This window comes from Neobacillus sp., assembly GCF_031988165.1.
In the GTDB taxonomy this organism is placed as follows: Bacteria; Bacillota; Bacilli; order Bacillales; family Cytobacillaceae; genus Neobacillus; species Neobacillus rhizosphaerae.
In genome coordinates this window covers 1-22,871 of record NZ_DALZYO010000015.1, presented here as the reverse complement: position 1 = coordinate 22,871, position 22,871 = coordinate 1, and the positions used below count along the sequence as shown (strand labels likewise).

General features: G+C 37.3%; 30 protein-coding genes. 10 read left to right on the top strand and 20 right to left on the bottom strand.

Going from position 1 to position 22,871, the window contains the following annotated elements; all coding sequences use genetic code 11:
• The first annotated feature begins 9 nt into the window (after nucleotides 1–9).
• The 8 genes from comGC (at nucleotide 10) to RTR43_RS10695 (ending at nucleotide 3,635) form a co-directional block, all read left to right on the top strand.
• Complete coding sequence (gene comGC / locus RTR43_RS10725; RefSeq protein ID WP_312471750.1) at nucleotides 10–330, top strand: competence type IV pilus major pilin ComGC; 321 nt, start codon at nucleotides 10–12, stop codon at nucleotides 328–330.
• Nucleotides 327–767, top strand: a complete 441-nt coding sequence (gene comGD, locus RTR43_RS10720) for a competence type IV pilus minor pilin ComGD (protein WP_312471749.1) — start codon at nucleotides 327–329, stop codon at nucleotides 765–767. Before comGC ends, comGD begins: the two co-directional genes overlap by 4 nt.
• Nucleotides 751–1,089, top strand: coding sequence for a competence type IV pilus minor pilin ComGE (gene comGE, locus RTR43_RS25645; RefSeq protein ID WP_396954561.1), 339 nt, complete (start codon nucleotides 751–753; stop codon nucleotides 1,087–1,089). The genes comGD and comGE overlap by 17 nt, the downstream gene beginning before the upstream one ends.
• Nucleotides 1,046–1,513, top strand: a complete 468-nt coding sequence (gene comGF / locus RTR43_RS10715; protein ID WP_312471924.1) for a competence type IV pilus minor pilin ComGF — start codon at nucleotides 1,046–1,048, stop codon at nucleotides 1,511–1,513. The genes comGE and comGF overlap by 44 nt, the downstream gene beginning before the upstream one ends.
• On the top strand, nucleotides 1,510–1,893 hold the full coding sequence (gene comGG, locus RTR43_RS10710) for a competence type IV pilus minor pilin ComGG (RefSeq protein ID WP_312471747.1): 384 nt from the start codon (nucleotides 1,510–1,512) through the stop codon (nucleotides 1,891–1,893). Before comGF ends, comGG begins: the two co-directional genes overlap by 4 nt.
• Before the next feature lie 304 nt (nucleotides 1,894–2,197).
• Entirely contained in the window at nucleotides 2,198–2,383 is a 186-nt protein-coding gene (locus tag RTR43_RS10705; RefSeq protein ID WP_248735661.1) for a YqzE family protein, read from the top strand.
• 226 nt (nucleotides 2,384–2,609) lie between these two features.
• A complete protein-coding gene (locus RTR43_RS10700) occupies nucleotides 2,610–3,308 on the top strand; it encodes a helix-turn-helix transcriptional regulator (RefSeq protein ID WP_248735662.1) in 699 nt (232 codons plus the stop codon).
• A gap of 84 nt (nucleotides 3,309–3,392) precedes the next feature.
• A complete protein-coding gene (locus RTR43_RS10695; RefSeq protein WP_248735663.1) occupies nucleotides 3,393–3,635 on the top strand; it encodes a DUF2626 domain-containing protein in 243 nt (80 codons plus the stop codon).
• 35 nt (nucleotides 3,636–3,670) lie between these two features.
• On the opposite strand, the gene RTR43_RS10690 is transcribed toward RTR43_RS10695, so the two are convergent.
• On the bottom strand, nucleotides 3,671–4,765 hold the full coding sequence (locus tag RTR43_RS10690) for a class I SAM-dependent methyltransferase (protein ID WP_312471745.1): 1,095 nt from the start codon (nucleotides 4,763–4,765) through the stop codon (nucleotides 3,671–3,673).
• Between the two features lie 149 nt (nucleotides 4,766–4,914).
• On the bottom strand, nucleotides 4,915–5,550 hold the full coding sequence (locus RTR43_RS10685; protein WP_312471744.1) for an MBL fold metallo-hydrolase: 636 nt from the start codon (nucleotides 5,548–5,550) through the stop codon (nucleotides 4,915–4,917).
• Between the two features lie 210 nt (nucleotides 5,551–5,760).
• Here RTR43_RS10685 and RTR43_RS10680 point away from each other — a divergent pair, with 210 nt between their 5' ends.
• Complete coding sequence (locus RTR43_RS10680) at nucleotides 5,761–5,937, top strand: DUF2759 domain-containing protein (RefSeq protein ID WP_248735666.1); 177 nt, start codon at nucleotides 5,761–5,763, stop codon at nucleotides 5,935–5,937.
• Between the two features lie 51 nt (nucleotides 5,938–5,988).
• Here RTR43_RS10680 and RTR43_RS10675 read toward each other — a convergent pair whose 3' ends face one another.
• From RTR43_RS10675 to RTR43_RS10665, 3 genes are all read right to left on the bottom strand, one after another.
• The gene (locus RTR43_RS10675; RefSeq protein WP_312471743.1) at nucleotides 5,989–7,116 is read right to left on the bottom strand and encodes a YqgU-like beta propeller domain-containing protein; all 1,128 of its coding nucleotides are present in this window, start codon (nucleotides 7,114–7,116) and stop codon (nucleotides 5,989–5,991) included.
• Between the two features lie 204 nt (nucleotides 7,117–7,320).
• Complete coding sequence (locus RTR43_RS10670) at nucleotides 7,321–8,295, bottom strand: ROK family glucokinase (protein ID WP_312471742.1); 975 nt, start codon at nucleotides 8,293–8,295, stop codon at nucleotides 7,321–7,323.
• A 5-nt stretch (nucleotides 8,296–8,300) separates the two neighbouring features.
• Complete coding sequence (locus tag RTR43_RS10665; protein WP_312471922.1) at nucleotides 8,301–8,510, bottom strand: YqgQ family protein; 210 nt, start codon at nucleotides 8,508–8,510, stop codon at nucleotides 8,301–8,303.
• Between the two features lie 228 nt (nucleotides 8,511–8,738).
• On the opposite strand from RTR43_RS10665, the gene RTR43_RS10660 reads away from it, so the two are divergent.
• The gene (locus RTR43_RS10660; protein ID WP_312471741.1) at nucleotides 8,739–9,602 is read left to right on the top strand and encodes a hypothetical protein; all 864 of its coding nucleotides are present in this window, start codon (nucleotides 8,739–8,741) and stop codon (nucleotides 9,600–9,602) included.
• Here the strand turns inward: RTR43_RS10660 and RTR43_RS10655 are convergent.
• The 15 genes from RTR43_RS10655 to RTR43_RS10585 all read right to left on the bottom strand — a co-directional run bounded on the left by RTR43_RS10655 (nucleotide 9,565) and on the right by RTR43_RS10585 (nucleotide 22,431).
• Nucleotides 9,565–11,127, bottom strand: coding sequence for a rhomboid family intramembrane serine protease (locus RTR43_RS10655; RefSeq protein WP_312471740.1), 1,563 nt, complete (start codon nucleotides 11,125–11,127; stop codon nucleotides 9,565–9,567). The genes RTR43_RS10660 and RTR43_RS10655 overlap by 38 nt on opposite strands.
• Nucleotides 11,128–11,322: 195 nt before the next feature.
• Nucleotides 11,323–11,517 carry a hypothetical protein gene (locus tag RTR43_RS10650; protein ID WP_248735672.1) on the bottom strand — a complete coding sequence of 65 codons (195 nt, stop codon included), beginning with the start codon at nucleotides 11,515–11,517 and terminating at the stop codon, nucleotides 11,323–11,325.
• Between the two features lie 98 nt (nucleotides 11,518–11,615).
• The gene (locus RTR43_RS10645; RefSeq protein WP_312471738.1) at nucleotides 11,616–12,569 is read right to left on the bottom strand and encodes an L-lactate dehydrogenase; all 954 of its coding nucleotides are present in this window, start codon (nucleotides 12,567–12,569) and stop codon (nucleotides 11,616–11,618) included.
• Nucleotides 12,570–12,706: 137 nt separating this feature from the next.
• Nucleotides 12,707–13,516 carry a DUF92 domain-containing protein gene (locus tag RTR43_RS10640; protein WP_312471736.1) on the bottom strand — a complete coding sequence of 270 codons (810 nt, stop codon included), beginning with the start codon at nucleotides 13,514–13,516 and terminating at the stop codon, nucleotides 12,707–12,709.
• The gene (locus RTR43_RS10635; RefSeq protein ID WP_312471735.1) at nucleotides 13,513–14,079 is read right to left on the bottom strand and encodes a 5-formyltetrahydrofolate cyclo-ligase; all 567 of its coding nucleotides are present in this window, start codon (nucleotides 14,077–14,079) and stop codon (nucleotides 13,513–13,515) included. The genes RTR43_RS10640 and RTR43_RS10635 overlap by 4 nt, the downstream gene beginning before the upstream one ends.
• A gap of 148 nt (nucleotides 14,080–14,227) precedes the next feature.
• Nucleotides 14,228–14,377: a 50S ribosomal protein L33 gene (gene rpmG / locus RTR43_RS10630; RefSeq protein ID WP_015594975.1), complete on the bottom strand. Its 150-nt coding sequence runs from the start codon at nucleotides 14,375–14,377 to the stop codon at nucleotides 14,228–14,230.
• 54 nt (nucleotides 14,378–14,431) lie between these two features.
• Nucleotides 14,432–15,070 (bottom strand): hypothetical protein, encoded by a 639-nt coding sequence (locus tag RTR43_RS10625; RefSeq protein WP_312471719.1) that lies wholly within the window; start codon nucleotides 15,068–15,070, stop codon nucleotides 14,432–14,434.
• A gap of 11 nt (nucleotides 15,071–15,081) precedes the next feature.
• Nucleotides 15,082–16,332 (bottom strand): glycosyltransferase family 4 protein, encoded by a 1,251-nt coding sequence (locus RTR43_RS10620; RefSeq protein ID WP_312471717.1) that lies wholly within the window; start codon nucleotides 16,330–16,332, stop codon nucleotides 15,082–15,084.
• Complete coding sequence (locus RTR43_RS10615; RefSeq protein WP_312471716.1) at nucleotides 16,325–17,008, bottom strand: DUF4912 domain-containing protein; 684 nt, start codon at nucleotides 17,006–17,008, stop codon at nucleotides 16,325–16,327. Before RTR43_RS10615 ends, RTR43_RS10620 begins: the two co-directional genes overlap by 8 nt.
• A gap of 304 nt (nucleotides 17,009–17,312) precedes the next feature.
• Nucleotides 17,313–17,981, bottom strand: coding sequence for a phosphate signaling complex protein PhoU (gene phoU / locus RTR43_RS10610; RefSeq protein ID WP_396954560.1), 669 nt, complete (start codon nucleotides 17,979–17,981; stop codon nucleotides 17,313–17,315).
• 4 nt (nucleotides 17,982–17,985) lie between these two features.
• Complete coding sequence (gene pstB, locus RTR43_RS10605) at nucleotides 17,986–18,759, bottom strand: phosphate ABC transporter ATP-binding protein PstB (protein ID WP_312471713.1); 774 nt, start codon at nucleotides 18,757–18,759, stop codon at nucleotides 17,986–17,988.
• 12 nt (nucleotides 18,760–18,771) lie between these two features.
• Nucleotides 18,772–19,578 (bottom strand): phosphate ABC transporter ATP-binding protein PstB, encoded by an 807-nt coding sequence (gene pstB / locus RTR43_RS10600; RefSeq protein WP_312471920.1) that lies wholly within the window; start codon nucleotides 19,576–19,578, stop codon nucleotides 18,772–18,774.
• A 32-nt stretch (nucleotides 19,579–19,610) separates the two neighbouring features.
• A complete protein-coding gene (gene pstA, locus RTR43_RS10595) occupies nucleotides 19,611–20,498 on the bottom strand; it encodes a phosphate ABC transporter permease PstA (RefSeq protein ID WP_312471711.1) in 888 nt (295 codons plus the stop codon).
• Nucleotides 20,498–21,364 carry a phosphate ABC transporter permease subunit PstC gene (pstC, locus tag RTR43_RS10590; protein ID WP_396954565.1) on the bottom strand — a complete coding sequence of 289 codons (867 nt, stop codon included), beginning with the start codon at nucleotides 21,362–21,364 and terminating at the stop codon, nucleotides 20,498–20,500. Before pstC ends, pstA begins: the two co-directional genes overlap by 1 nt.
• A 137-nt stretch (nucleotides 21,365–21,501) precedes the next feature.
• The gene (locus tag RTR43_RS10585) at nucleotides 21,502–22,431 is read right to left on the bottom strand and encodes a phosphate ABC transporter substrate-binding protein (RefSeq protein WP_312471708.1); all 930 of its coding nucleotides are present in this window, start codon (nucleotides 22,429–22,431) and stop codon (nucleotides 21,502–21,504) included.
• Nucleotides 22,432–22,871 lie beyond the last annotated feature (440 nt).

Below are 22,871 nucleotides of genomic sequence, written 5' to 3'. Positions count from 1 at the left end.
GTTTAAAAAATGAATTTAAAAAAGAGGAATAATGAAAAGGGGTTCACATTAATCGAAATGTTGATTGTCATGCTTGTTATTTCTGTTTTGTTAATTGTTACGATTCCGAACGTCGCCAAACATAATTCAAATATCAACAATAAAGGCTGTCAGGCATACGTGAAAATGGTTCAGGCTCAAGTCCAAGCGTATGAAATGGATAAGAACAAGATTCCAACACTTGCGGAGCTTAAAACAGAGGGATATCTAAAGGAAGATGCAAAAGGTTGTCCAAACGGTAAGGAAGTAGTAATTGATTTAGAGGGAAATGTTACAACTGTTGAAAAATGATTATCAATCAAAAGGGGTTCACATTAATTGAGTCATTAGTGGTTCTATCGATATTTATGATTATTTCCTCGGTAACAGTCTTCTCCTTAAAGCCACACCACTCCATGATTGAAGATGAGTCCTTTTTAACCCAACTAAAAGCAGATTTATATTATGCGCAAAACTATGCAATCTCGCATCAGCATGAAGTTTCTGTTGTTTTTGTGCCAAGTCAATACAGGTACTATATGATTTTGGATACAGAGCTGCCACCGATTGTCGAGAGAAATTACTCAACCAATATTTATCTCACCGAAGGATCCATTCCCTTATATTTCAAATTCCTAATTGATGGGAATATAAACAAGTTTGGCTCCTTCTTTATCCAAACAAAAAAGAGGAACTATAAAATTACTTTTTTGATCGGAAAGGGACGGTTCTATGTTGCGGAACAATAAAGGTTTTTTTTTACTCGAACTGCTCCTGTCATTATCAGCTTTGATTATGCTTAGTTTGTTTTTGCTCCCGTTATTGATGGAGCTAAGGGGCCAATCGATAAAATTGGAAATCGAGAATAGGACACGGCAAATTATGTATGAAGAATTACAAGCAAAATTAATCGAAAATCAAACTTTTGTAAATTACACATTGAGACAAAATCGAGTGGAATACAAAATCATCTGGAAAGATTCTCGAGCGGCTGGCCAAATGGAGGTGTGCGTGAAAGTTGAAAGAAATGCTTTTCTACCCCAAACCGAAATATGCGGTTTGCTCGAATGAAAAAGCCTTTACGCTCCTTGAGGTGTTATTTGCCTTTTCTATTTTTACCATCATTATTTTCTTTATGACACCTTTTTTTCAAATTATCCTAAACAATAAGGATTCGCATGCACAAATACAAGCAATGGAGTGGGAAGTTTTTTGTAGCCAAATAAAAAAGGAAATTCGCCTGTCCACCCGGGCACAAGTAATCGCAAACCGATTGATTTTAACAAAGGATACGGAAACCATTCAATATGAGAAGTATGGTTCAAACCTAAGAAGGCGTGTGAATTCCACTGGACATGAAATTCTCCTCCAAAATGTATCACAATACTCCTTCACTCTTTTAAATAATTCCGTTAAGATAAATGTCACGGATCTCTGGGGAAAAGAATATTCGGTAGTAGTCTACTCATTAGTCGACTGGAATACAGTCCCATGAAAAATAATGAAAAGGGGTTTACCTATCCACTTACCTTGTGCTTGTTGTTACTTTTTCTATTATTTTTCTCACTACACGTTGAACAATTACTAACCGAAAGAAAGATGGCACATGAAACAGCTGTAATTTTACAACAGGAATATTATTTCCTTTCTTCTGTAAAAAAAATTGAAGGGATATTTCAGACTGGAGGAACCATCCCTTCAAAAGGAACAATTACCTATGTAAATGGAAACATGGATTACCAAGCCGAAACCCCAACTGGGTATGTTCAAAAGGTCAATTTCACCCTTCGCCTCCGATCTGATGAAGCAATCATCGGGCGTGGATTTTTTGATACAAGGACCAAAAAATTAATAAAATGGGTAGAATTGAAATAAAAATAATGGGCATAATGAAAGAAAAGCGCAAGTGCCCGTTTAGCGGCGTATGGATTGGGCCGCTCCGCATGAGATAAAGGAAACACGAAGAGCGTAAGCGAGTCGATGTTGACTTATCGTAAGGAGGAGAGGACCAATACACTAGCCGCTGGGCACTCCTCGAAAAAGCTAACGCTTTTCCTTCGTGCGAGGTATTGCTTCCGAAGCTTACTCTTATGGAGCTGGACAATAAGAAAAGCGCAAGTGCCCGTTTAGCGGCGTGGAAGTATAAATATTATACTCCTTCATAAAAAGGTGGATGTCCATGAAGACAAACGACTATGTAAAATACATGACCCAAACCATTGTTAAATATGCGGATCAGCCAAAAGATGAAAGAAAACGAATCCGTACGGAACGAAAACAGGCAAGAGCTTCTTTTTGGTATCGCTGGTTCGGAATTCTCCCCTATATCCTCTATTGGGAAGTTAAGAAAAGACGGAAGGTTTAAAGAAGCGGACAACACTTGCTTCTTTTTTTTCTTTAAATCTAAAAAACAAGTGGTAACAAACACAAACCTTTTAAAATACACATCATTTTTATAATATTGTTACAATATAAAGGCAGTAATTGTGAACATTTTCTAAACATATAGTGTTAACATTGTTAACCTCATTCCTTTGTTATTACGGCTGTATTATAATGTAATAAATTATGGGGGTCCGAGGTGAATAGAGATGGAACAAACATTAAAAATTACAAACGTTTTGTCAGATCCAACACGATACTACATTTATCAATACATTACGAAACGCCATCAAGAAGTAACCGTACAAGAGGTAGCAGAAAATTTTAATATTCATCCGAATGTAGCTAGACTACATCTATCAAAACTTGAGGATGTTAACATGTTAGCATCTGAAACAAAGAAAACGGGTAAAGGTGGAAGACCAAGCCGATTATATCGTCTGTCTGACGACGTTATTCAGCTGCATTTTCCGTACCGTGACTACATGCTTTTGTCCAAAGTGGCTATTCAAACGATGATTTCACTTGGTGAAGTTGGTAAGGAAGCACTTTTCTTAACAGGTAAACGGTTTGGTACCGAAGTGATTGAGCAGGAAATGGCAAAAAGATCACTTGGTGAGGAATTAGAATTCGATCAAAAGCTAACGATATTAAAAAGTGCTGCAACCCTTGCAGGTTTCTATCCTGAATTTGAAGCAAACGGTGAAAAAACAAAAATCTACTTCCAAATATTTAATTGTCCATTTAAAGAGGTGGCCGAGGATCATTCGGAAACAGTTTGCAGTATGCACCATGAGTTTCTCAAAGGAATGTTCGGTGCTCTTTTCGAAACTGTTGAGTTAATTGAAAAAGAAAATATGATTACAGGCTGTGAAACTTGCTCTTATCAAGCACTTGTAACAAACTAATTCGAAACCATTATTTACATTACACCTCCTTTTACTTTATAATATTGTAATGATGGTATCGATGGGGTAAAAGGAGGGATACATATGGATCGCATGTTCAGAGTATGTGGTTTCTGGACGGGCATTTTTACCGTAATGTTTTATCTAGGTGGTATGGATAAAACCGCAATGTTATTCTTAGCCCAAACAGGATTCTTCGTTCTGCTTAGCTATCTTAAACTTTCTGAGCGAATGTACTTATGGGTATTCGGAGGATATTTAACAGTTTTCTTCGCAGGCTTCACCTATTGGACTACGTTCATGATGCCGCTTGGCGGAGGTCAATAAGCAGTAAAAAACGCCGGTTAGCTCCGGCGTTTTTTCTATTTGTCAGGGAACATATCCCTTTCACTCAAAGATAAACCTTTTTGCTGAATAATTATGTGAAAATAGGGGCTCATTCCCGCTGGCATAATTAAACTCCGAATCGCCCTGTTGCGTTTACTGACCTCTGAAAACGGATTCGGGTCATAATTATTTTCTAATTCGTTCAAGATACCTGCCTTTAATAAAAACTCATCCTGCCTTAACTTTGTTAGCAACTCCAAATTTACTTGCTCACCTTTTTGAATCAGATAATCAAAATGGATATGGGTGGTAATATCCATTTCTCCCGGATACTTCAATACATCATCAATCATATTATGCTGATAAAATCCTCTTAAACTCCCCTTTGCTCTTCGCGGGTCCATCCATTCCGTGTTCGAATACCCATAGTCTGCTGAGACAACTAATCCTTTTGTTAAAGTTTTCGAAATCTCTTGGAGCATCATCTCCATTGCTAAGGGAATCTCTATTCGCTGATTTTCTTTTAATTCGATGTTACTCTCCTTTAAAAAGGAGTAGATATCTGGATTTGATAATGGAATTTGCTGTTCAAACAATTCATCGTCTTGATAGCCGACCATCACCTCAAAAAGTTGGCCGTCTATCTTTTCAATTACATGGACAGGCAATGCATCAAAAAGTTCGTTTGAAAAGATTATTCCTTGAAATTCCTTCATCTTGTCCAAACTCTCTATCTGGACCACCGAAAAATTGGGCATCAGTAATTCGCTTTGCAGTTTTCGATGAAAAGGACTGCTTTCTACAATATAATATTGTAAAGGACCTTTAATGGATTCATTCCATTCTTGTAAAAAAGCTTTTGCAAAACGGCCATTTCCAGCTCCAATTTCGCAAAAGATCGGTTCCAAATTTGTTTCGTTACAGACATTGGAAAACCATTTTGCCATCAATCTACCGTAAACATCAGAAATATTGCTAGTGGTAATGAAATCTCCTTGCCGCCCAATTTTCTGCTTATCCTTCATGTAATAACCAAGTTCAGGATGATATAGAACAGCTCCGATATAATCAGCATAGGAAATCAGCTTTGTTGGAGAAAGTGAAATTAACTGTTGTAAATATGTAATCATAGAAGCTCCTTTTCGAATTAACACTATTGACACAGTGAAAACTTTATTATATTGTTAGGATAGTAGCTTAACAATATCCCCTCCCATTATATGAAATAGAACATCCCCCAGAAAAACCCTTCTCTTAATCTGAGAAGGGCTTTTCTTTTTTAAAATCCATTTAAAAATGGATTGCTGTCCATTTCATCACCAATTGCTGTTACAGGGCCATGTCCCGACAAGACATACGTTTCTTCTGGCAGGGACAAAAGCTTGGCATGAATGCTTTTTAACAATTGTGATTGATTACCACCCGGAAGGTCAGTACGGCCGATACTGCCTTGAAATAAGGCATCACCTGAGATAACAAACCCTTCCTTCTCAAAATAGTAAGAAACACTTCCCGGGGAATGACCAGGCGTATGAAAAACGCTGAATGTAAAATCATTGATTTCCATCGGTCCCTCATTTTTGATGATATGGTCGGCAGGACTTACTCTGATTGAATCCTGAAACATAAATAATTGTGAGCCATTTAAGGCAGGGTCACCTAACCACTTTTCTTCCTGTTTGTGTATATATACGGGGATCTTATAGGTATCTCTTACTTCATTAACCGCTCCAATATGATCAAAATGTGCATGTGTTAAAAAAATCGCACAAGGTGTTAATTTTCTCTGATTCAGCAAATGAATCAGCTTTTTTCCTTCACTTCCAGGATCGAAAATTAAACAGGAACGTTGAGAATTTTCTACGATATAACAGTTTGTTTGCAGAGTCCCTAAGGGAATTTGCTGCCATTTCATTAATAATACCTCCAATAACAAATTGCGATACCATCATTTTACACTATTTTACCTAAAGTAAGAAAGCAATGCTTAACATTCCACGTTTTTGCCCTCGACAAATGAAAGAAAAAAATATAAAATAGGAAACGAATGTATATAATATAGTTACATAATTTTCTTTGAATTATTAGGCGTTTGCCTGCTTACGACTAAAAAGGGGGATTTTCCATGGGTTTAGTTATTATTTTTGCTATCGTAACCCTGCTTGCAGCATTCGGAGCATATAGTGCAATAAAGAATAAAAACTTATTAGGCGCTTTTTGGGGTTTAGCTTCTTTCGTTGTTTTTGGCTGGTTTGTCTTTATGACAATTAAAGAATCTGGATTTCCAATGGGGACCCACTAAGATAAAAGACTGCCGGTTGGCAGTCTTTTTTTTCAATAAATAAGGATAATGTCATTCCTTAATTAGCTTATATATTTTTCTTCCCTTAATGTCGATAATTTTTTCATATCGATTGCCATAAAGAAGCGCCTCTCCTGAGGGTGAAAAATTGATTGGCTCATTTTCCAGGCCGCTCATAATCCGTTCGCTGCTCCCTTTCTTAAGATAATAAGCCATGAGCTCGAAGCCACCCCTATAGGAATCAACCTCCCCGCTATTTAAAGGCTTAAAAGTCATAAATTGACCCTTTTGCTCATTAAAGTCATAAAAAGGAACTAACCAATCGGAAAACTTTGTTAGCTGCGGGATTGAAAACGTAAATATCTCTTTATTCTGCTTATCAAAAAAAGAATATGTTGCTTTTGTTTGATCTTGATCATTAACTGTGATTGTCATCAGGAGGTGACGAAAGGTAGAAAATTGGAACACTTTTGGAAACAATGTTTGTTCGTTTTCATTATCTAAACCCTTTACCATTAAGGGAGCAAATAATGCAGGATTATCTTCATCCCAATTTAGAAATGCAAGTTTTTTTTCATCCAGCCACTTAACAAAAGGCTGTGGCAAGGAAACTACGGTTGATTTTGAATTTTTCATGTCCAATAACATGATTTGAAAGGTCCAATCTTCATTAAATTTTGACACAAGGACTTGTGATTCATTATTTGGATTCCATTCAAATACAAGGTCATGGGAGGGGATGGCTTCGTGATATTTCTCATTTCCCTTTGCATCGATGATAGTAATTAATCCTTCATAAGATGACGGTGCTGAATGGATCAAGATTAATTTCTTGGATGGACTAATTTGAACGTTAACAATTGGACATTCACTTTTATAAATTAATTCACTTTTGCCAGTTAAAAGCTGATACCGATATACCGTTGAAGTTTGTTCTAAATTAGTGATATAAAGAACCTCTTCATCTGAAATCCAGCCGCTAAGCTTGTAAAATTCCCCTTCTGGGATAGAAATAGGTAATTTCCATTCACTCCCTGTTAAAAGAGAAGCCTTCGGTTTTTCATTTTTAGCGGGAATTTTAGGCTTTGCCTGTTCCTTACTTGTACATGCACTTAAAAGGAGGGGCAAAAAAATAAAAACGATTATTAACATATACTTTCTATACTTGAGTCGATTCAATTTAAACCATTTCCCCCTCCCTTTATACCTCACATATGTTAGTACGTTTTTTTGACAAAAATGTTTCAAGGTTTTCATAATGTTTCAATAAATAGGAAAAAAGCCGTAAATTACCGGCTTTTTTATAGAATTAGAATTTATATCATTCGACTTTGAGAATTGTCCAGCGCAAGTACCAAGGCGCTTGTGTTTTTCTTGAATAACTTATTGATTTAATTTATTTTTTATCAGCCAGGCAGCGCCAAGAACCCCTGCATCATTTCCTAAGGTTGCTAGAGCAAGTTGTGTGGACTTCCTAACGGCTGAAAAGGCAAACTTAGCAAAGTATTCTTTTACGGAGTCTAATAAAATATCTCCAGCTTTTGAAACTCCGCCGCCAAGAACGATTTTTTCTGGATTAAGGGTATTGGCAATATTTGCTGTGACGAACCCTAAATGAAAGGAAACCTCATTCAATACCTGCTGCGCCAATTCATCACCATTACGAGCAGAATCGAAAACATCTTTGGCGGTAACTTTTCCGTTCTTTGCAAGCAGTGCTCTTAATTCACCCGTTGACTCAGCTTTTTTAAGCTCACCCATCGCTAACCGGACAATCCCAGTTGCAGAAGCAACCGTTTCAAGACACCCTGTCTTACCACAATTACAAGGAGCACCATCAAATGGGATTACCGTGATATGGCCTATTTCTCCTGCGGCACCGTTGATACCCTGAATAATATTTCCATTTGCGATGACCCCGCCACCAACACCAGTTCCCAGTGTAACACAAACAAGATCCTTCGCTCCATTCCCTGCACCCTTCCACATCTCACCCAATGCCGCGCAGTTTGCGTCATTTTCAACTGCCGCTTTTAGTGAAGTGGAAGCTTTAAGACTTTCCTTTAGTGGAAAGTTATCCTTCCAGCCTAAATTCACCGCGTTTAGAATTGTCCCAGTTTCATAGTCCACTGGTCCTGGTGCACCCATGCCAATGCCTAATAATTTTGCCTTTGTTTGGCCAAGGTCATTAAGTTTTTCATTGATAGCCTTTTCTATATTGGAAGTAATGAATTGTCCCTCATTTGAATTATCAGTCGATATTTCCCATTTATAAACAATTTTCCCATCCATTGTAATAAAAGCTAATTTCGTAGTGGTTCCACCTAAGTCAACCCCTACAATCCATTGATTAGACAATTTATTCACCTATCTTTATTTTTTTCTTTTTGAAATTGAATTTCGTGACGTATTATTAAAAGTGCTGTTTGAAATTCACGTGTTTCTATCAACTGTGATTGATATAGCTCTTTTAGCTCTGTTTCCATTAATTCAAGGTCGGAAACTCGATCGCCTATATAAATAATCGTGCCAAATTGCTTTAAAAATTGCTGAATTTCATAAACCGTTTTCATCAAGGAAGTCCCACCTTAATTTTAATAATGGAGAAAAATAATTAAGATTTCTAAAAAAAGTATAACCCATGCGGCATTTCCCCTCAAGGCAATAATGTTAATAAATATTTTTATTGACCATTTCTGGGATAACACATCCTCAACTGTCATTTCTTCGATAGATTTCCCATATAACAGTAATAGGACAAACAAGGTATGTACGTAAAACCACGGGAGGATGAAGTCCTTGTGAAAAAAATATATTTTCTGATTGGCATATTGATTTTAGGTATTACTGCAATGGTTTTTTTCCATTCAAAAAATCCTAAAGCACAGGAAAGTATTACTTTTTTCCCAATTGATCCAAAAGTAACCTTTATAACAACTGAAACGTCCCTTGAGCTTGTAAACCATAATTCTTTACTTTGGAAAATGGACTCTACTCTTGATCGAAAAGCTTATCTACGCCAAGATGTCGGATTTTTATTTTCAAATGGCAGGCTAATCGGACAACTTGGTAATTGGAAACAAAACAAGGCTGCAATTATCCAAGAAAAACGGGTATCCAGTGATAAAAGTGCCTTTTTACAAGCAATCAGCTTCCATTATGCCGAGCTTCATAAGAATGAAGGACAGATTTACAGTTCACAGGCCTTGTCGGCTGATCAATTGTACATCGTCCTTCAAGACGAAAACACAGCTTATTCCTTTCGGGATCCAAAAACAAGAGAACAGAACAAGTCGAAACAGGAATTGGATGAACAGACAGAACGAAAGCTACAATACAGCTGGAATAAGGGTGTCAGGTACTATGGTATTCATTTACGTGACTATCAGGCTTTTCCTTTAAATCAATTCAACAAGCGAGCAAAGTCCGGTCTTCCAGGTTTTACAAAACAAGAAACGGATACGATTGTCGGTCAATTATGGGAAGGCCTTTATAAAAATTATTTCCTTGGAATAAAAGGGCCTAATGGTACCATTGCGAATCCCATTGGCAGCACCCTCCCACTTATCCTATTAGCCAATAACAAATCACATCTATTAGTATTAACTGAAACAGTAAGAGGTGAGCCTATTTTCCTGCGCCAGATGATTGAAGATATTGATTAATTTCATGAACCAAATTTGTATATTCCTTTTTATCCGGGTTTAGCTCCGCTGCTTTTTCAGCGTACTTTTTCGCCTGTACAAAATCATTCTGTTCAAGATAAATAAGAGACAGATTGTAATTGGCCTCTGGGAAATTAGGCTCCAATTGTAGAACCTTATGCAAATGGGTCCGAGCATCATCAATCATGTTCTGCTTAATTTCTGTAAAGGATAATAAAAAATATATTTGTGCTGAAGGATGATTTGAATTTTCTTCCCCTTTTTTCAATTCATTATATGCTTGTTGATAGTTCTTTTGTTTAATATTTTCCTGCGCCAACAATAACATAGAGTTTTCATCCTTACTTTTTGCTGAATGACTAAACCCGTAAGTTAAGGAACCCCAAACTAAGGCTATGGATAAAATTAAAAATGCCATCTGCACTAGTGGCTTTTTCTGCTTAGGAAGATGCAACATTCCTGCTGCAAGGAACCCCCCGATTAATCCACCGATATGTCCTGCATTATCAATGCCATTACCTGAAAATCCAAAGAATAAATTGATTAAAATAATGACAATGAAAGCCGGACCCAATGTCCGGGAAAAAAGCTTCGGATTCATTAAACCAAAATAAAGCAACGCCCCTGCACAGCCAAAAATGGCTCCACTTGCTCCTGCAGAAATATTATCAACAAACAAAAAACTACCTATGAACCCAAGTATTCCAGCAAAAAAGTAGATAAATAAAAAGCGGATATTTCCAAAGATTCGTTCAACCATTGTTCCTAAGAAATACAAGCTGATTGTATTCATTGCAAGATGGGCAAATCCAATATGAAGAAAGATTGGTGTAAGGAATCGCCACCATTCACCGTTATATATATATGGATTAAATTTTGCCCCATACTTAATTAAAGTCGATGTATTGGTACTCCCTCCATGTGTCTCTAGCCAGAAAAACATAGCCACCTGAATGAGCATCAATAAATAGGTAAAAAAAGGTTTGCCATTAGTAAAAATCGCCTTTTCTGATTTTACTTTTTTCATGGCATATTCGAGTGTTGCTTTTTTTTGATTCTCGGCTTCCTCCTCGGAGTATTCATCATTAATCGGGAAGGTTAACTCGCTTTTAAGCCAATCTGTCAGCCGTTGAAAACCCGGCTCATAATCTTCACTCGTCAATAATATCGAGTTTACTTCCGTCTTATTTCCGTCTGGATAGATAAATGGCTTGGCAAGTCGATATTCATATTCATCAACCGGCGGAAATTGGCTGATGTAAATGTTGATCACCTTTAATTCATTTCGACCTATTTGCTTGCGCACTCTTTCCCCATTGGAAGCAGTAAATTCTATATCTCTTTGCATGGCATTGCTCCAGTCTAAATCATGGAGCAGCATTCGTATAATGGGAGCTTTCTTATTTTCTAATTTTTCAAGCCATAGTTCTTTTTGATTTTCAAATAATTGAATAATACGATAACCATGATCAGAGATGAAAGAATAGGCCAGCCTCCAAAAGATGTAACTCTCTCTCGTATTCATTTCTCCCCTTCTTTCTATCACTAGAGCCATATTGGCTTCATCGATAAATGACAATCAGATAATAAATATACATTCATTTTTACAGCGTTTCTTTCATTATAGACTAAATTCAGAGTTTACATGAATGTAACAACCTGAAATGATAATAATTAACTATTTAGACATATTCCCAAAATAAAAAACCATCTGTGGTTTTCACCATTCAGATGGTCCTCCAAATACTGATTTCATCATTTTGTTTTTTATTCCTGGAAAGCTCATAATCGAGCCTACCGCAAGACGGCGCATCCAGCCAGAAGCAAGTAGAACATTGAGAATCCGGTATCTGTACCGGAAGGCAAAATAACCAATGGAACCAATCATCAAAATGGATGTTAACATGCGAGACATTGTCATCCCTCCTACGATTATTCTGTGAAGATGACATCAATTTTATCCCTATGTCAGTAAAAAAAGGCCAAATTCAAAAGAATCTGCCCCTTTTCGTTTTATATTTTCTGAAAAACTGGCTCCATTGTTTTCTTTAATACATTAACAGAGTTCATGAATTTTGCCTGTTCATCTTCATTTAAGTCTAACTCTACTATTTGTCTAATCCCTTTACGATTAACCACTGCAGGAACACCAATGTATATATCCTTTTGCCCATATTCACCTTCAAGATAGGCAGAAACAGTTAAAACTGAGTTTTCATTTTGTAAAATCGCTTTTGTTAATCTCACTAATCCCATAGCAATTCCATAGTAGGTGGCACCTTTTCGCTCAATAATATGGTATGCAGCATCGCGAACATTCAAAAAGATTTGATTAAGGTCTTCTTTGTTATATCCCTCTTTATTTTTTGTCCAATCCGAGATGGACGTACCTGCAATATCGGCGTGGCTCCAAACCGGCAATTCGGTATCCCCATGTTCACCAATAATATAGGCATGGACGTTACGGGTATCCACATCAAAATAGTCTCCTAGCAAATAGCGAAAACGAGCCGTATCTAAAATCGTACCAGAACCGATTACTCGCTCTTTTGGAAGTCCGGAAAACTTCCAAACTGCATAGGTTAAGATATCCACCGGATTAGTAGCAACGAGGAAAATACCATCAAATCCACTTGCCATTATTTCTTCGACAATGGCTTTAAAAATTCTTGTATTTTTCTCTACAAGGTCAAGTCTCGTCTCACCAGGCTTTTGGTTTGCTCCTGCAGTGATTACAACAAGATCGGCTTCACCACAATCAGCATAACTGCCATACCAAATCTTTGTACGTGAAGGTGCGAATGGAAGTCCATGATTAAGATCCATTGCGTCCCCTTCAGCCTTTTCTTTATTTAAATCAATTAAGACAAGCTCTTCTGTGATTCCTTGATTCAACATGGCAAAGGCATAACTTGAACCAACAAAACCTGTCCCTATAAGAGCAACTCTATTCACACGTTTTAACATAAAGATTCCTCCTAACAAAGATATTAAAATAGGATAAAGCTTGGGTTATTTTCTCCTACAATTATATTGTATATTATTTCATAAAATTTTTTCACTAAGTAATTTCAATGTAACCGTTGTCTATTGATCAAATTTTGTTAAAATGAGTGGCTGAAAAAATTTATCAACAAATGAATAAGAAAAATCGCCATCATCGCCGCAAGAAACCCTGAAAGAAAATTAACCATATCATTGTCCACATAAGCAGTCCCTTTGATTCGCCTCGTCGGTAAATCGCAATGAACTTCTTTTTCGGTTTCCATTCCACATTGATCACATTGATATACTTGTTGATAATAGGCACCAATGAAGGTATCAATTATATTTCCGATAAAACCAAATAAAAAAATAAGGAAACTAAGCAGGATGTCCAAATGGAACAGCCAAAAACTGAGCAGTGAAATGAGCAGCGAACCAGCAACTGCAGCTAGAGTTCCTAATAAACTTATTGCTCCTGATGTTCCCTTTTCAACTCGTTTTAAGGTTCGTATGTAGATGGGAGCCTTTTTGCTCAGCGGACCAATTTCCGATGCCCACGTATCAGAGTTTGCACTGGCAAGGCTAACAGCAAAGCCAATTAACCAAGTACTATCAGGGTTAAAATAATAGATGAAACTAAAAAGTCCGGCAGCCCCGCCATTTGCGAGCACTTGACGCCAATCTCTTGTTGCACCTTTTGCCAATTTTTCTTCGATGGGATTTTTTACAGAACTTTTATATTTGGACCAAAGACTTGAAGTCAAAAAGAATGCACCAAGTAGAACCAGACCGTTTACACCAAATCCAAGGAAGACGGCTAGTCCTACCATTACAGCAGCAAATGCTCCAGATCTCGTCAATGATTTGAGTATGTATCCCACCAGTCCTGTTAACATAATAACGGTTAAAATAATCGTTGTTTCCATCATTTTGGTTGTATGACCTCAAGATTTGTAATTATTTTCGAAACGGATATATCATGTTCTTCCACAGGGATTCCAGGAATTAGTTGCTCATTAAAAGCAAGTGATAGGGTTTGGCCGGAGTAACTAGGTAAATATCGGTCATAATAACCTCCACCAAATCCCAAGCGATATCCTTCCCTTGTAAATGCTGCTCCGGGAACAATTAAGAGATTCATTTTTTCAGAAGGAACTTCCGTTGTCAATTCGGCAATCGGCTCCAATAACCCATAGTATACGGATTCCAGTTGGGAAAATTCGCTTAAGGTTCTGAAAGATAACTTCCTTTCCTTCGGATAACATTTTGGAATAGCCACTTGTTTTCCTAATTCCCATGCTTTTCGGATAATTTGAAAGGTATCTACTTCTGGCACCTTCGAAACAGTAATACCAACGACTTGTGCTTGAATCCAGTCCTTATCTTCAAAGAGCTTAGTTGCAATTTTATAGGAATAATCTTCATAGAGGGGTTTTGAAAGTGTTGAGAGTGTTTCTTTCATCTGTTTTCGAAGGGAGTTTTTATCAATCATTTTAGAAACCTCCTTATTTTTAGCTAAAGAAAACTCGCCGATTGGCGAGCTTTAAATGCGAAGACAGAGGCGTAGTTGCCCTTATGCCTGATAGGAAAGTTATCGTTTCCTATCAGCCAACAAAAAAAGCAGCAGGAAGCCCTACTGCTTATTTTGTTTCGCGATGTGCTGTTGTACGCTTCTCTCTTGGGCAATATTTCTTAAGCTCAAGACGATCTGGGTTATTACGTTTATTTTTTGTTGAAATATAGTTACGATCTCCACACTCAGTGCAAGCTAATGTAATATTCACACGCATGTTAATTTCCCTCCAAACGATTAAGCTATTCATTCATACGACTTTTCTATAATATCATTTTTCAAAAGGAAATGCTAGTGCGTTTTTAAAAAGTCCTTCCTCCATTGCAAGTAATTCATTTTTACTTGAGCCTGTAATAGTCCATGTATTCATTTTACTGGTTTCTTGTTGATGGATTGACATTTTAATTGTGAAGATACTCGCTGCCGGTCCCTTAGCAATCGGCTGATATTTTAAGCTTCCCTTTTGCAATGAATTCCATATTTGATCTGTATAAGCATACCATTGAGGTATTGCCGTATACTCTGTCAAACCGTCTCCCTTAAATTGCCCATTAACTAAATAAACATTTTTTTTCGTGTGGTGAAAAATCCGATTATCGATTGGTGAAATATATGTGATGTTATCTTGACTTACATTTGAAAAATGGTGCATCACTAAAACCTTTACCTCTTTCGTTTGCATGCTATGATTACTAACATATATATGACAAAAGCGGATTTTCGAATGGAGCTGCTCTTGCTTTACCTTAATAATGATTTCTTCATCGTAAAGGACCATTTCTGTGCGATTCTGCAGCCAATAATATTGTCCATTTACCCATATTCCAGGAATAAATTGCAGTGTATCGTTTAACAGCTGCTGTTTTGGGGTCAGTTGATTTTTTTCAGTATTAGTTAGATTCATCATCATTTACACCTTATTTACAATGTATTTGGTGTTTCTATTTCCTTAATCCCTTTTACACGTTTAGATAACAAAGAGTCTTCCATAACTCGCATCGTTTCTGTAGCCACTCGCTTCCATCCATACAAACTAATCACAATTTGTCTTCCTCTTCCGCCAATAGCTTTTGCCGCGAGCGGGTTTTTCAATAAAAAATCAATCTGTTCATGCAAACTGCGGGCATTCCCTGGGACCATCAGCAATCCCGTTTGCAGATGTTTCACAATCCCTTTCATCCCCCCCGTATTGGAAACAATCGTGGGTTTCCCGAGGCTCATGGTTTCAAGGGCAACAATACCAAATGGTTCATACAAGCTTGGAATGACTGCCATCTCACATCCCTCCATTAGTGCATTCCTTTGTTCATCGCTAATATATCCTACAAACTCAACATAGTTTTCTAATTTCCAATCAACAATCTGCCGTCGATAAGTTTCTAGCATCGGTCCTTTCCCGGCAACAACAAAAAAAGAGTCCAACCCCTTTTCCTTAGCTATAGCTGCTGCTTCAATTATCGTTTCAAATCCTTTTTCGCGGACCATCCTCCCAATTGAAAAAATATATTTTTTTTGCTTAAGATTGGGGAAAATCTCCACTGCTTTGTCTTTTATTATCAACGGTTCAATTCCATTTGGGATAACGGAAACTTTTTCAGCAGATGTTTTAAAAATTGAAATGAGTCCATCCTTCATGTAATCACTGCAAACGATTAACTGATCAGTTTCATTTATTAATTGTTGTTCCTTATTATGAATAAATTGCTGCATTTCGGTATGAATGCCATTATTTCTTCCGTGCTCTGTAGCATGAATTGTCGTTAATAACGGAATTGATAGCGACTCTTTTAATACAATAGCCGCTGAACCAACTAGCCAATCATGGGCATGTATGAAGTCAAATTGAATCCCTTCTGTTAATTTTTCGGCCTTGAACGCCATGGCTAAATTAAGTCCGCCAATCCAGGAAAGAAAGTCATCATCGAAAGCATGAATGGGTTTAACCCGATGAACATCCACACCATTCATTTTTTCATAAGCTGAAAGATCACCATTTCCCGCAGTCAAAACATGCACTTCATGCCCCATTTCGGCCAATTGAACAGATAAGCCGACCACATGCCTTGATAAACCTCCTACCATATTAGGCGGATATTCCCAGCAAAACATTAGTATTCTAAATTTCCAGCCATTAAGACTGTTAGTAACATGCTGGGATACTATTTTATCCATTTTCCCCCTCCAAGGTGGAAGATTCCAAATAATAGCTGTAGGTACTTACATGATCAATCCATTTGGGAGGATGGTCCTCAAACTGTTGATATTGAATCATATCCCGACACATTTCAGTTTCGTTCAATAAAACATTCGCAGGAGTTTGCAGGCAATTTGACCGATAAATAGGAAAAAAGCTCGTTTCAGAAAGATAAACTCCTAATTCCGCTACATAGCTGCGATTTTCTGTCAATCCTCTAATAAACCAATACCCCCTTTGATAGGGCACGGTGATTTCATAAAAGTGGTGGGCGTTTTTTCCATTAAAGATGATATCCGTTACATCATAAATTCTGGTAACCGGAACGAGGTCTGAAAACTTTCTGTTAAAAAATAGTTCTATCATTCTTTTTGGTGTTTCGGAAACTTCCCACCAAATGAACATCTTTCGAGGTGTGACAAGCTTTGCTGCCAGCTCACCCTTTAAAGGGACAAAAGCTTGTGTCATGCTGCTATCGGAGATTTTTTCATCTTTACTGTTTTGAAGACAACCGTTAGTCATATGAGTTGGTCTTCCACTATCCTGATATTTATTCAAGCTGTTTTGAACCTTACCAACCATTGTGTCGAGTTCTGAGGAGATTTTTCGAAATGATAAACCATCCTCTCTTAGTTTATTAAGTTCCTTTTTCATAACTTCCTCCATTCCGTAACCAATCAATATATGCTAAAATAGCCAAATTATTCATTTTCGTTGATAATTTAATCGTATCACCAGATTGACAGGCACACAATAAACACAATTTGTCGTATTGTGCATGCTCTTACTACCAGCAAATGTAAGAGAGGGAATTTTTTTAAAAGGACTTGAAATAACTCTTTTTCCAACAAAAATCAACATTTCCCTTTGTTGTTTCTCTATTTATTTCGACATTTTTTTCAAAAAAAAAGATGAAGCCAAAATATCAGCTCCATCTTAAAAAATCTCTATTTATATTCTAATCATTTAAATTCATCCGTTCTCCTGTTACAAGGTAAACAACATTCTCTGCGATATTGGTTGAATGGTCTGCGATCCTTTCAATAAACCTACAAACAAACGCTAATTGGATAATTTGGTTCGTTGAGTTTGGATTATGCGGAATATAGCTCAAAAGTTCCTGAATCAAACTTCCAAACATTTTATCCACCTGATCATCTCTTTTCGCACATCTTTGGGCAAGTGAAATATCTTCAGAATAGAAGGCCGTAATGGACTCTGATACCATTTCTAACGCTATTTCCATCATGTTGGGTATATCAACAATTTCTTTAATATGCTTTTCCCTGCCAATGTGTATCGCAGATTTTGCAATATTTACTGCCATATCGGCCATTCTCTCAACTTCTGATGAAACTTTTAATGCTACATTTATTTTTCTAAGATCCGTTGCTACCGGAGATTCTCTGGCAATTAGTAATAGTGCTTTATCATGAATTTCATGTTCCAAATCATCAATTTCATTATCACCATCAATAACAGCTTTTGCCTGCTCCATATCCTGATTGATTAATGCAAGCATTGCCTCTTTTATTGCTTTTTCTGTTAGACTGGCCATGTTTAAAAGCATTTCATTTAACTGTTTTAAATTATTGTCAAAATTAGATCTGGTACTCAAATTAGTCACCCCATCATCCGAATCTTCCTGTAATATAACCTTCAGTACGTGAGTCATGTGGATTAGAAAAAATAGTAGAAGTTGTATCTAGTTCAATTAGTTCACCCATTAAAAAGAAAGCAGTCTTATCTGATACCCGTGAAGCCTGTTGCATATTATGAGTAACAATAACAATCGTATATTTTTCTTTTAATTCTAAAATCAATTCCTCAATTTTCAAGGTGGAAATCGGATCCAAGGCAGAAGTTGGCTCATCCATTAACAAAACACCTGGTTTTGTAGCTAATGCTCTTGCGATACATAACCTTTGTTGCTGTCCTCCTGATAGCCCTAAAGCAGGAGTATTTAATCGGTCCTTTACTTCATCCCATAAAGCCACATCCATCAATGATTTGATGACAACCTCATCAAGATGAGTCTTTTTTTTGATTCCATGAATTCTCGGACCATAGGCAACATTATCATAAATTGTTTGAGGAAATGGATTTCCCTTCTGAAAAACCATTCCTACGTTTTTCCGAAGTTCTACCAGATCCATTTTGTCATCTAAGATATTTTGTCCATTAAAATTAATTTCGCCTGTCATTTTTACATGCGGAACCATATTAATCATCAAATTTAGTGTTTTTATGAAAGTTGACTTTCCGCAGCCGGATGGACCGATAATAGCTGTAACCTCTTTTTTATTTATCGGAAAGTTAATATTTTTTAAAGCGTGATGTTCTCCGTACCATAAATTCAAATCATTAATGTCATACACTTGTCTTGTTAACGTATTAATTGACACAACATTCCCCCCTTATCCGAACCGTCCAGAAATATATTCTTCCGTCTTTTTTACAGAAGGATTTGTAAAGATTTTTTCCGTAGCATCGTATTCAATTAAATCTCCCTTAAAAAAGAAGGCCGTTTTATCTGAAATACGTGAAGCCTGCTGCATGTTATGTGTCACAATAATAATTGAATAGTCTTTTTTCAAGTCAATGATCAACTCTTCTACCTTTGCATTGGAAATGGGATCCAGTGCTGAGGAAGGTTCATCAAGGAGCATGATGGTTGGCTTCATCGCAATGGTCCTTGCAATACAAAGTCGTTGCTGTTGTCCACCCGAAAGTGAGAGCGCAGATTTATGAAGTCTGTCCTTTACCTCATCCCATAAAGCAGCTTTCTGTAGGCTTTCTTCGACAATTTCATCTAGCATGCTTTTCTTTTTCATTCCAGCAAACTTTAGGGCATGTGTAATATTTTCATAAATTGATTTTGGAAATGGATTGGGTTTTTGAAATACCATGCCAATTTCCTTGCGTAAAGCAACAACATTTATCTGCTCAGACAAAATATTGAGATCTTCATATATGATTTCACCTTCTGCCCTTGCACCAGGGATCAGGTCATTCATTCTATTAATACTACGTAGAAAAGTTGATTTCCCACAACCTGAAGGTCCAATTAAAGCGGTAATTGAATTTTTCTCAATTGCCATTGATATTTCGTTTACGGCACGTTTTTCACCATAGAAAATCTCTAAATTATTTACTTCTAAAATCAGTTCCTTGTTAAATTGCCTAACTGATTGTACTACTTTATTATCAATTGGTTTATTCATTAACGCTGAAGCCAAAAGTGCTCACCCGCCCTTTATTTAGTCGCCGTGATTTTTTTATGAATAAGTCTTCCAATCCATCTAGCTAGTAGGTTGAATAGTAAAACCGAGATCACTAGCACAGCTGCAGATCCATTCGAAACCTCTTCCACGTCGGGAATTAATCCTTGCGTATTTACAGACCAAATATGAACGGCAAGCGTTTCCGCAGGACGAAATATATTCAATGGTGATTGACCGGAAAATGGATTCCAATTTGTATAATCGAGCCTTGGTGTGGAAAGACCAGCTGTAAATAATAGGGCTGCTGCTTCTCCAAACACCCTTCCTGCTGCAAGAATGACACCCGTTAGAATAGATGGGAAAGCACTAGGTAAAATAACGGTTTTTATTGTATGCCAATGGGTAATTCCTAAGGCAAGACTGGCCTCCTTCAGATCACGTGGAACGGCACGAATCGAGTCTTCACTTACTCGCACAATGACAGGCAAATTAAAGACTGTCAGCGCTAAGGCTCCCCCTAATATCGTATAGCCCCATCCTGTAACATTAACAAACATCAATAAACCGAACATTCCTATCACGATAGATGGCAGCGATGCTAAAACTTCAATACAGGAACGAATAATATCCGTTACTTTGCCTGGCTTTGCATACTCTGCCATATAGATTCCCCCACCGACCCCGAGTGGGACTGCAATAATCATCGTAATTAGTAAAATATAAAACGAATTAAATAGTTGGTCGCGTATTCCCCCTCCTGCACGAATATTGCTTGAAGGGGTGGTTAAAAACTCCCATGAAATATGTTTAAGTCCATTAACCAAAATATATGAGAATAATCCGACAAGAATTGAAATGATAACTATGGCAATAGCAACAAATACTCCGGTTGCAATTCGGTCAGCTGTTTTACTTTTCATTACAGCTTCCTCCTTGATGATAGATAGCGGATGAGTAGAATAAACGCAAATGACATCACTAATAGAATTAAGCCCATCGACCAAAGCGTATTATTTTCGACACTTCCGTATGTGGTATGTCCCATATTTAATGTAATAATCGTCGTTAAAGTTGCTGACGCATCCAAAATACTTGATGGTAAATTTCTAACGTTTCCGATTACCATTTGAACGGCTAAAGCTTCACCAAATGCTCGCGCCATACCTAAAACAATGGCTGTCAGTAAGGTTGGCAGTGCAGCAGGGATAAGCACTTTTCTAATGGTTTGCCACCTGGTTGCACCAAGAGCATATGAACCTTCTCTTAAGCTATTTGGCAGCGAACTTATTGCGTCCGTAGCAATGGTGGTAATGGTTGGCAATATCATGATTGAAAGAACAATCATACCAGATAATAAGCTGAAGCCTAATCCTCCCACATGTTCTCTGATAAAAGGAACTAGTACTGTAAGCCCGATGAATCCATAAACAACAGACGGTATTCCAACTAAAAGCTCAACAACTGGCTGTAGTATTTTCCTCCCCCAGGATGGAGCAATTTCGGTCATAAATATCGCGCCACCAATCCCTAATGGTGCAGCAACAAGTGCTGATAGAAAGGTAACAGCAAAGGAGCCAAAAATAAACGGGAGAGCTCCATATTCAGGCTTAGCTTGATCAGTAGGATTCCAGTGCGTACTGGTTAAGAACTCAAAAAGACTTACACCATTTTTTATGAAAGACTGCAGACCTTTTGTTCCTATGAATATTGTTATTGATATGGTTGCTGATATCATAATCACTGCACACAAAACAACAAGAACTTTCCCTCGTAATTCACCGTCCATCCAATTATTTTTAGATTTCAACAACCTATCCTTGGCAGGAATCAACTTTTCCATAATGCACCAAACACCCCTAAAATACGTCATAATAGGGTAAATGCACAATCGCATTTACCCCGTCCCTTATTTGAACCATATTATTACTTATTTTTTTGATTCCCTTTAGCGTCGCGTTCAACTTGCATTTTTGTTACAGGAAGATATCCTTGTTCTTTTAATAGAGTGTTTTGGATATCATCTGACATTAGATAGTCTAGAAACGCTTTTGCTAAACCGTTAGCCTCACCTTTAGTGTAAGAATGTTGGTAAGCCCAAACTGGGAATTTTCCTGATTGTACATTTTCAGCAGTTGGTTCAACACCATCGATTGCAAGAGGTGTTACAGAATTATCGGTAAAGTATGAGAATGCAAGGTAACCAATTGCACCGTCAGTTTCGTTAATTATCTTTTTAACAGTGTTTGAAGAATCTTCTGTAATTCCTTCAGCAGGCTTTGCTCCATCAAGGGCAAACTTATTGAATATTGCACGTGTTCCTGAAGAGTCAGGACGGTTTACTAGAACGATCTTTTGGTCTTTTCCGCCAAGTTCTTTCCAGTTTGTGATTTTTCCTGTAAATACTTTAATTAAATCAGCTTTTTTAATATCTTTAATGCCAACTTTAGGATTAACAGCAGCTGTCATACCTACAACCGCTACTTTATGGTCAACTAGTTGATCGGCAGGAATACCTTGCTTTTCTTCAGCAAATACGTCTGAGTTACCAATTTGCACAGAACCTTCAGCAACTTGTGATAAGCCAGTACCAGATCCACCAGCATTTACTTGTATATCAACTTTTGGATTTGCATTCATAAATTCTTCAGCAGCTGCTGCTACTAATGGCTGCATGGCAGATGAACCAGAAACAGATAAAGAGCCCGAAAGTTCTTGCTTTTCTTCAGTTTTTGGTGTAGTTTGTTTGTCTTTTCCTGTTGTTTTATCTGTAGAAGCTCCGCCTCCACAAGCAGCCGTGAATACCATTAACGCGGCTAATAATGTAAGTAGGCTTAATTTTTTCACACTTTTCATTTCCTTTATTCCCCCTAAGGTTTTTGGTGGTGATAATGTTTGTCTGCCTTACATGTTTTAGAATAACGGATTACTGTAAACGGAGTTTTAATGGATTGTAAAGGTTTTGTAAATAAATATTGTTCTTTTGTAAATCAACAAATTCATTCTATTTGCCATCTTTTCTGACATAGGTTTACAAATGTCTTAATGTTAAGTTGCTCATTTATGATGATATATATGAAAAAACACCTGTCTCTTTTTTATAGACAGGTGTTCAGGCTGTCGAAAAACCTTCGATAGCCTTTATTTTTTTGTTTTGCTTTAACATTTCACCGCGCTAATTTGTTGTAATATTATTAATGCGATATGTCTGTTGATTTGCGCTCCAGGCGCTTCGCTTTCCGCGGGCGTGCCGGGGGAGCCTCCTCGGCGCTAATGCGCGCCTGTGGGGTCTCCCC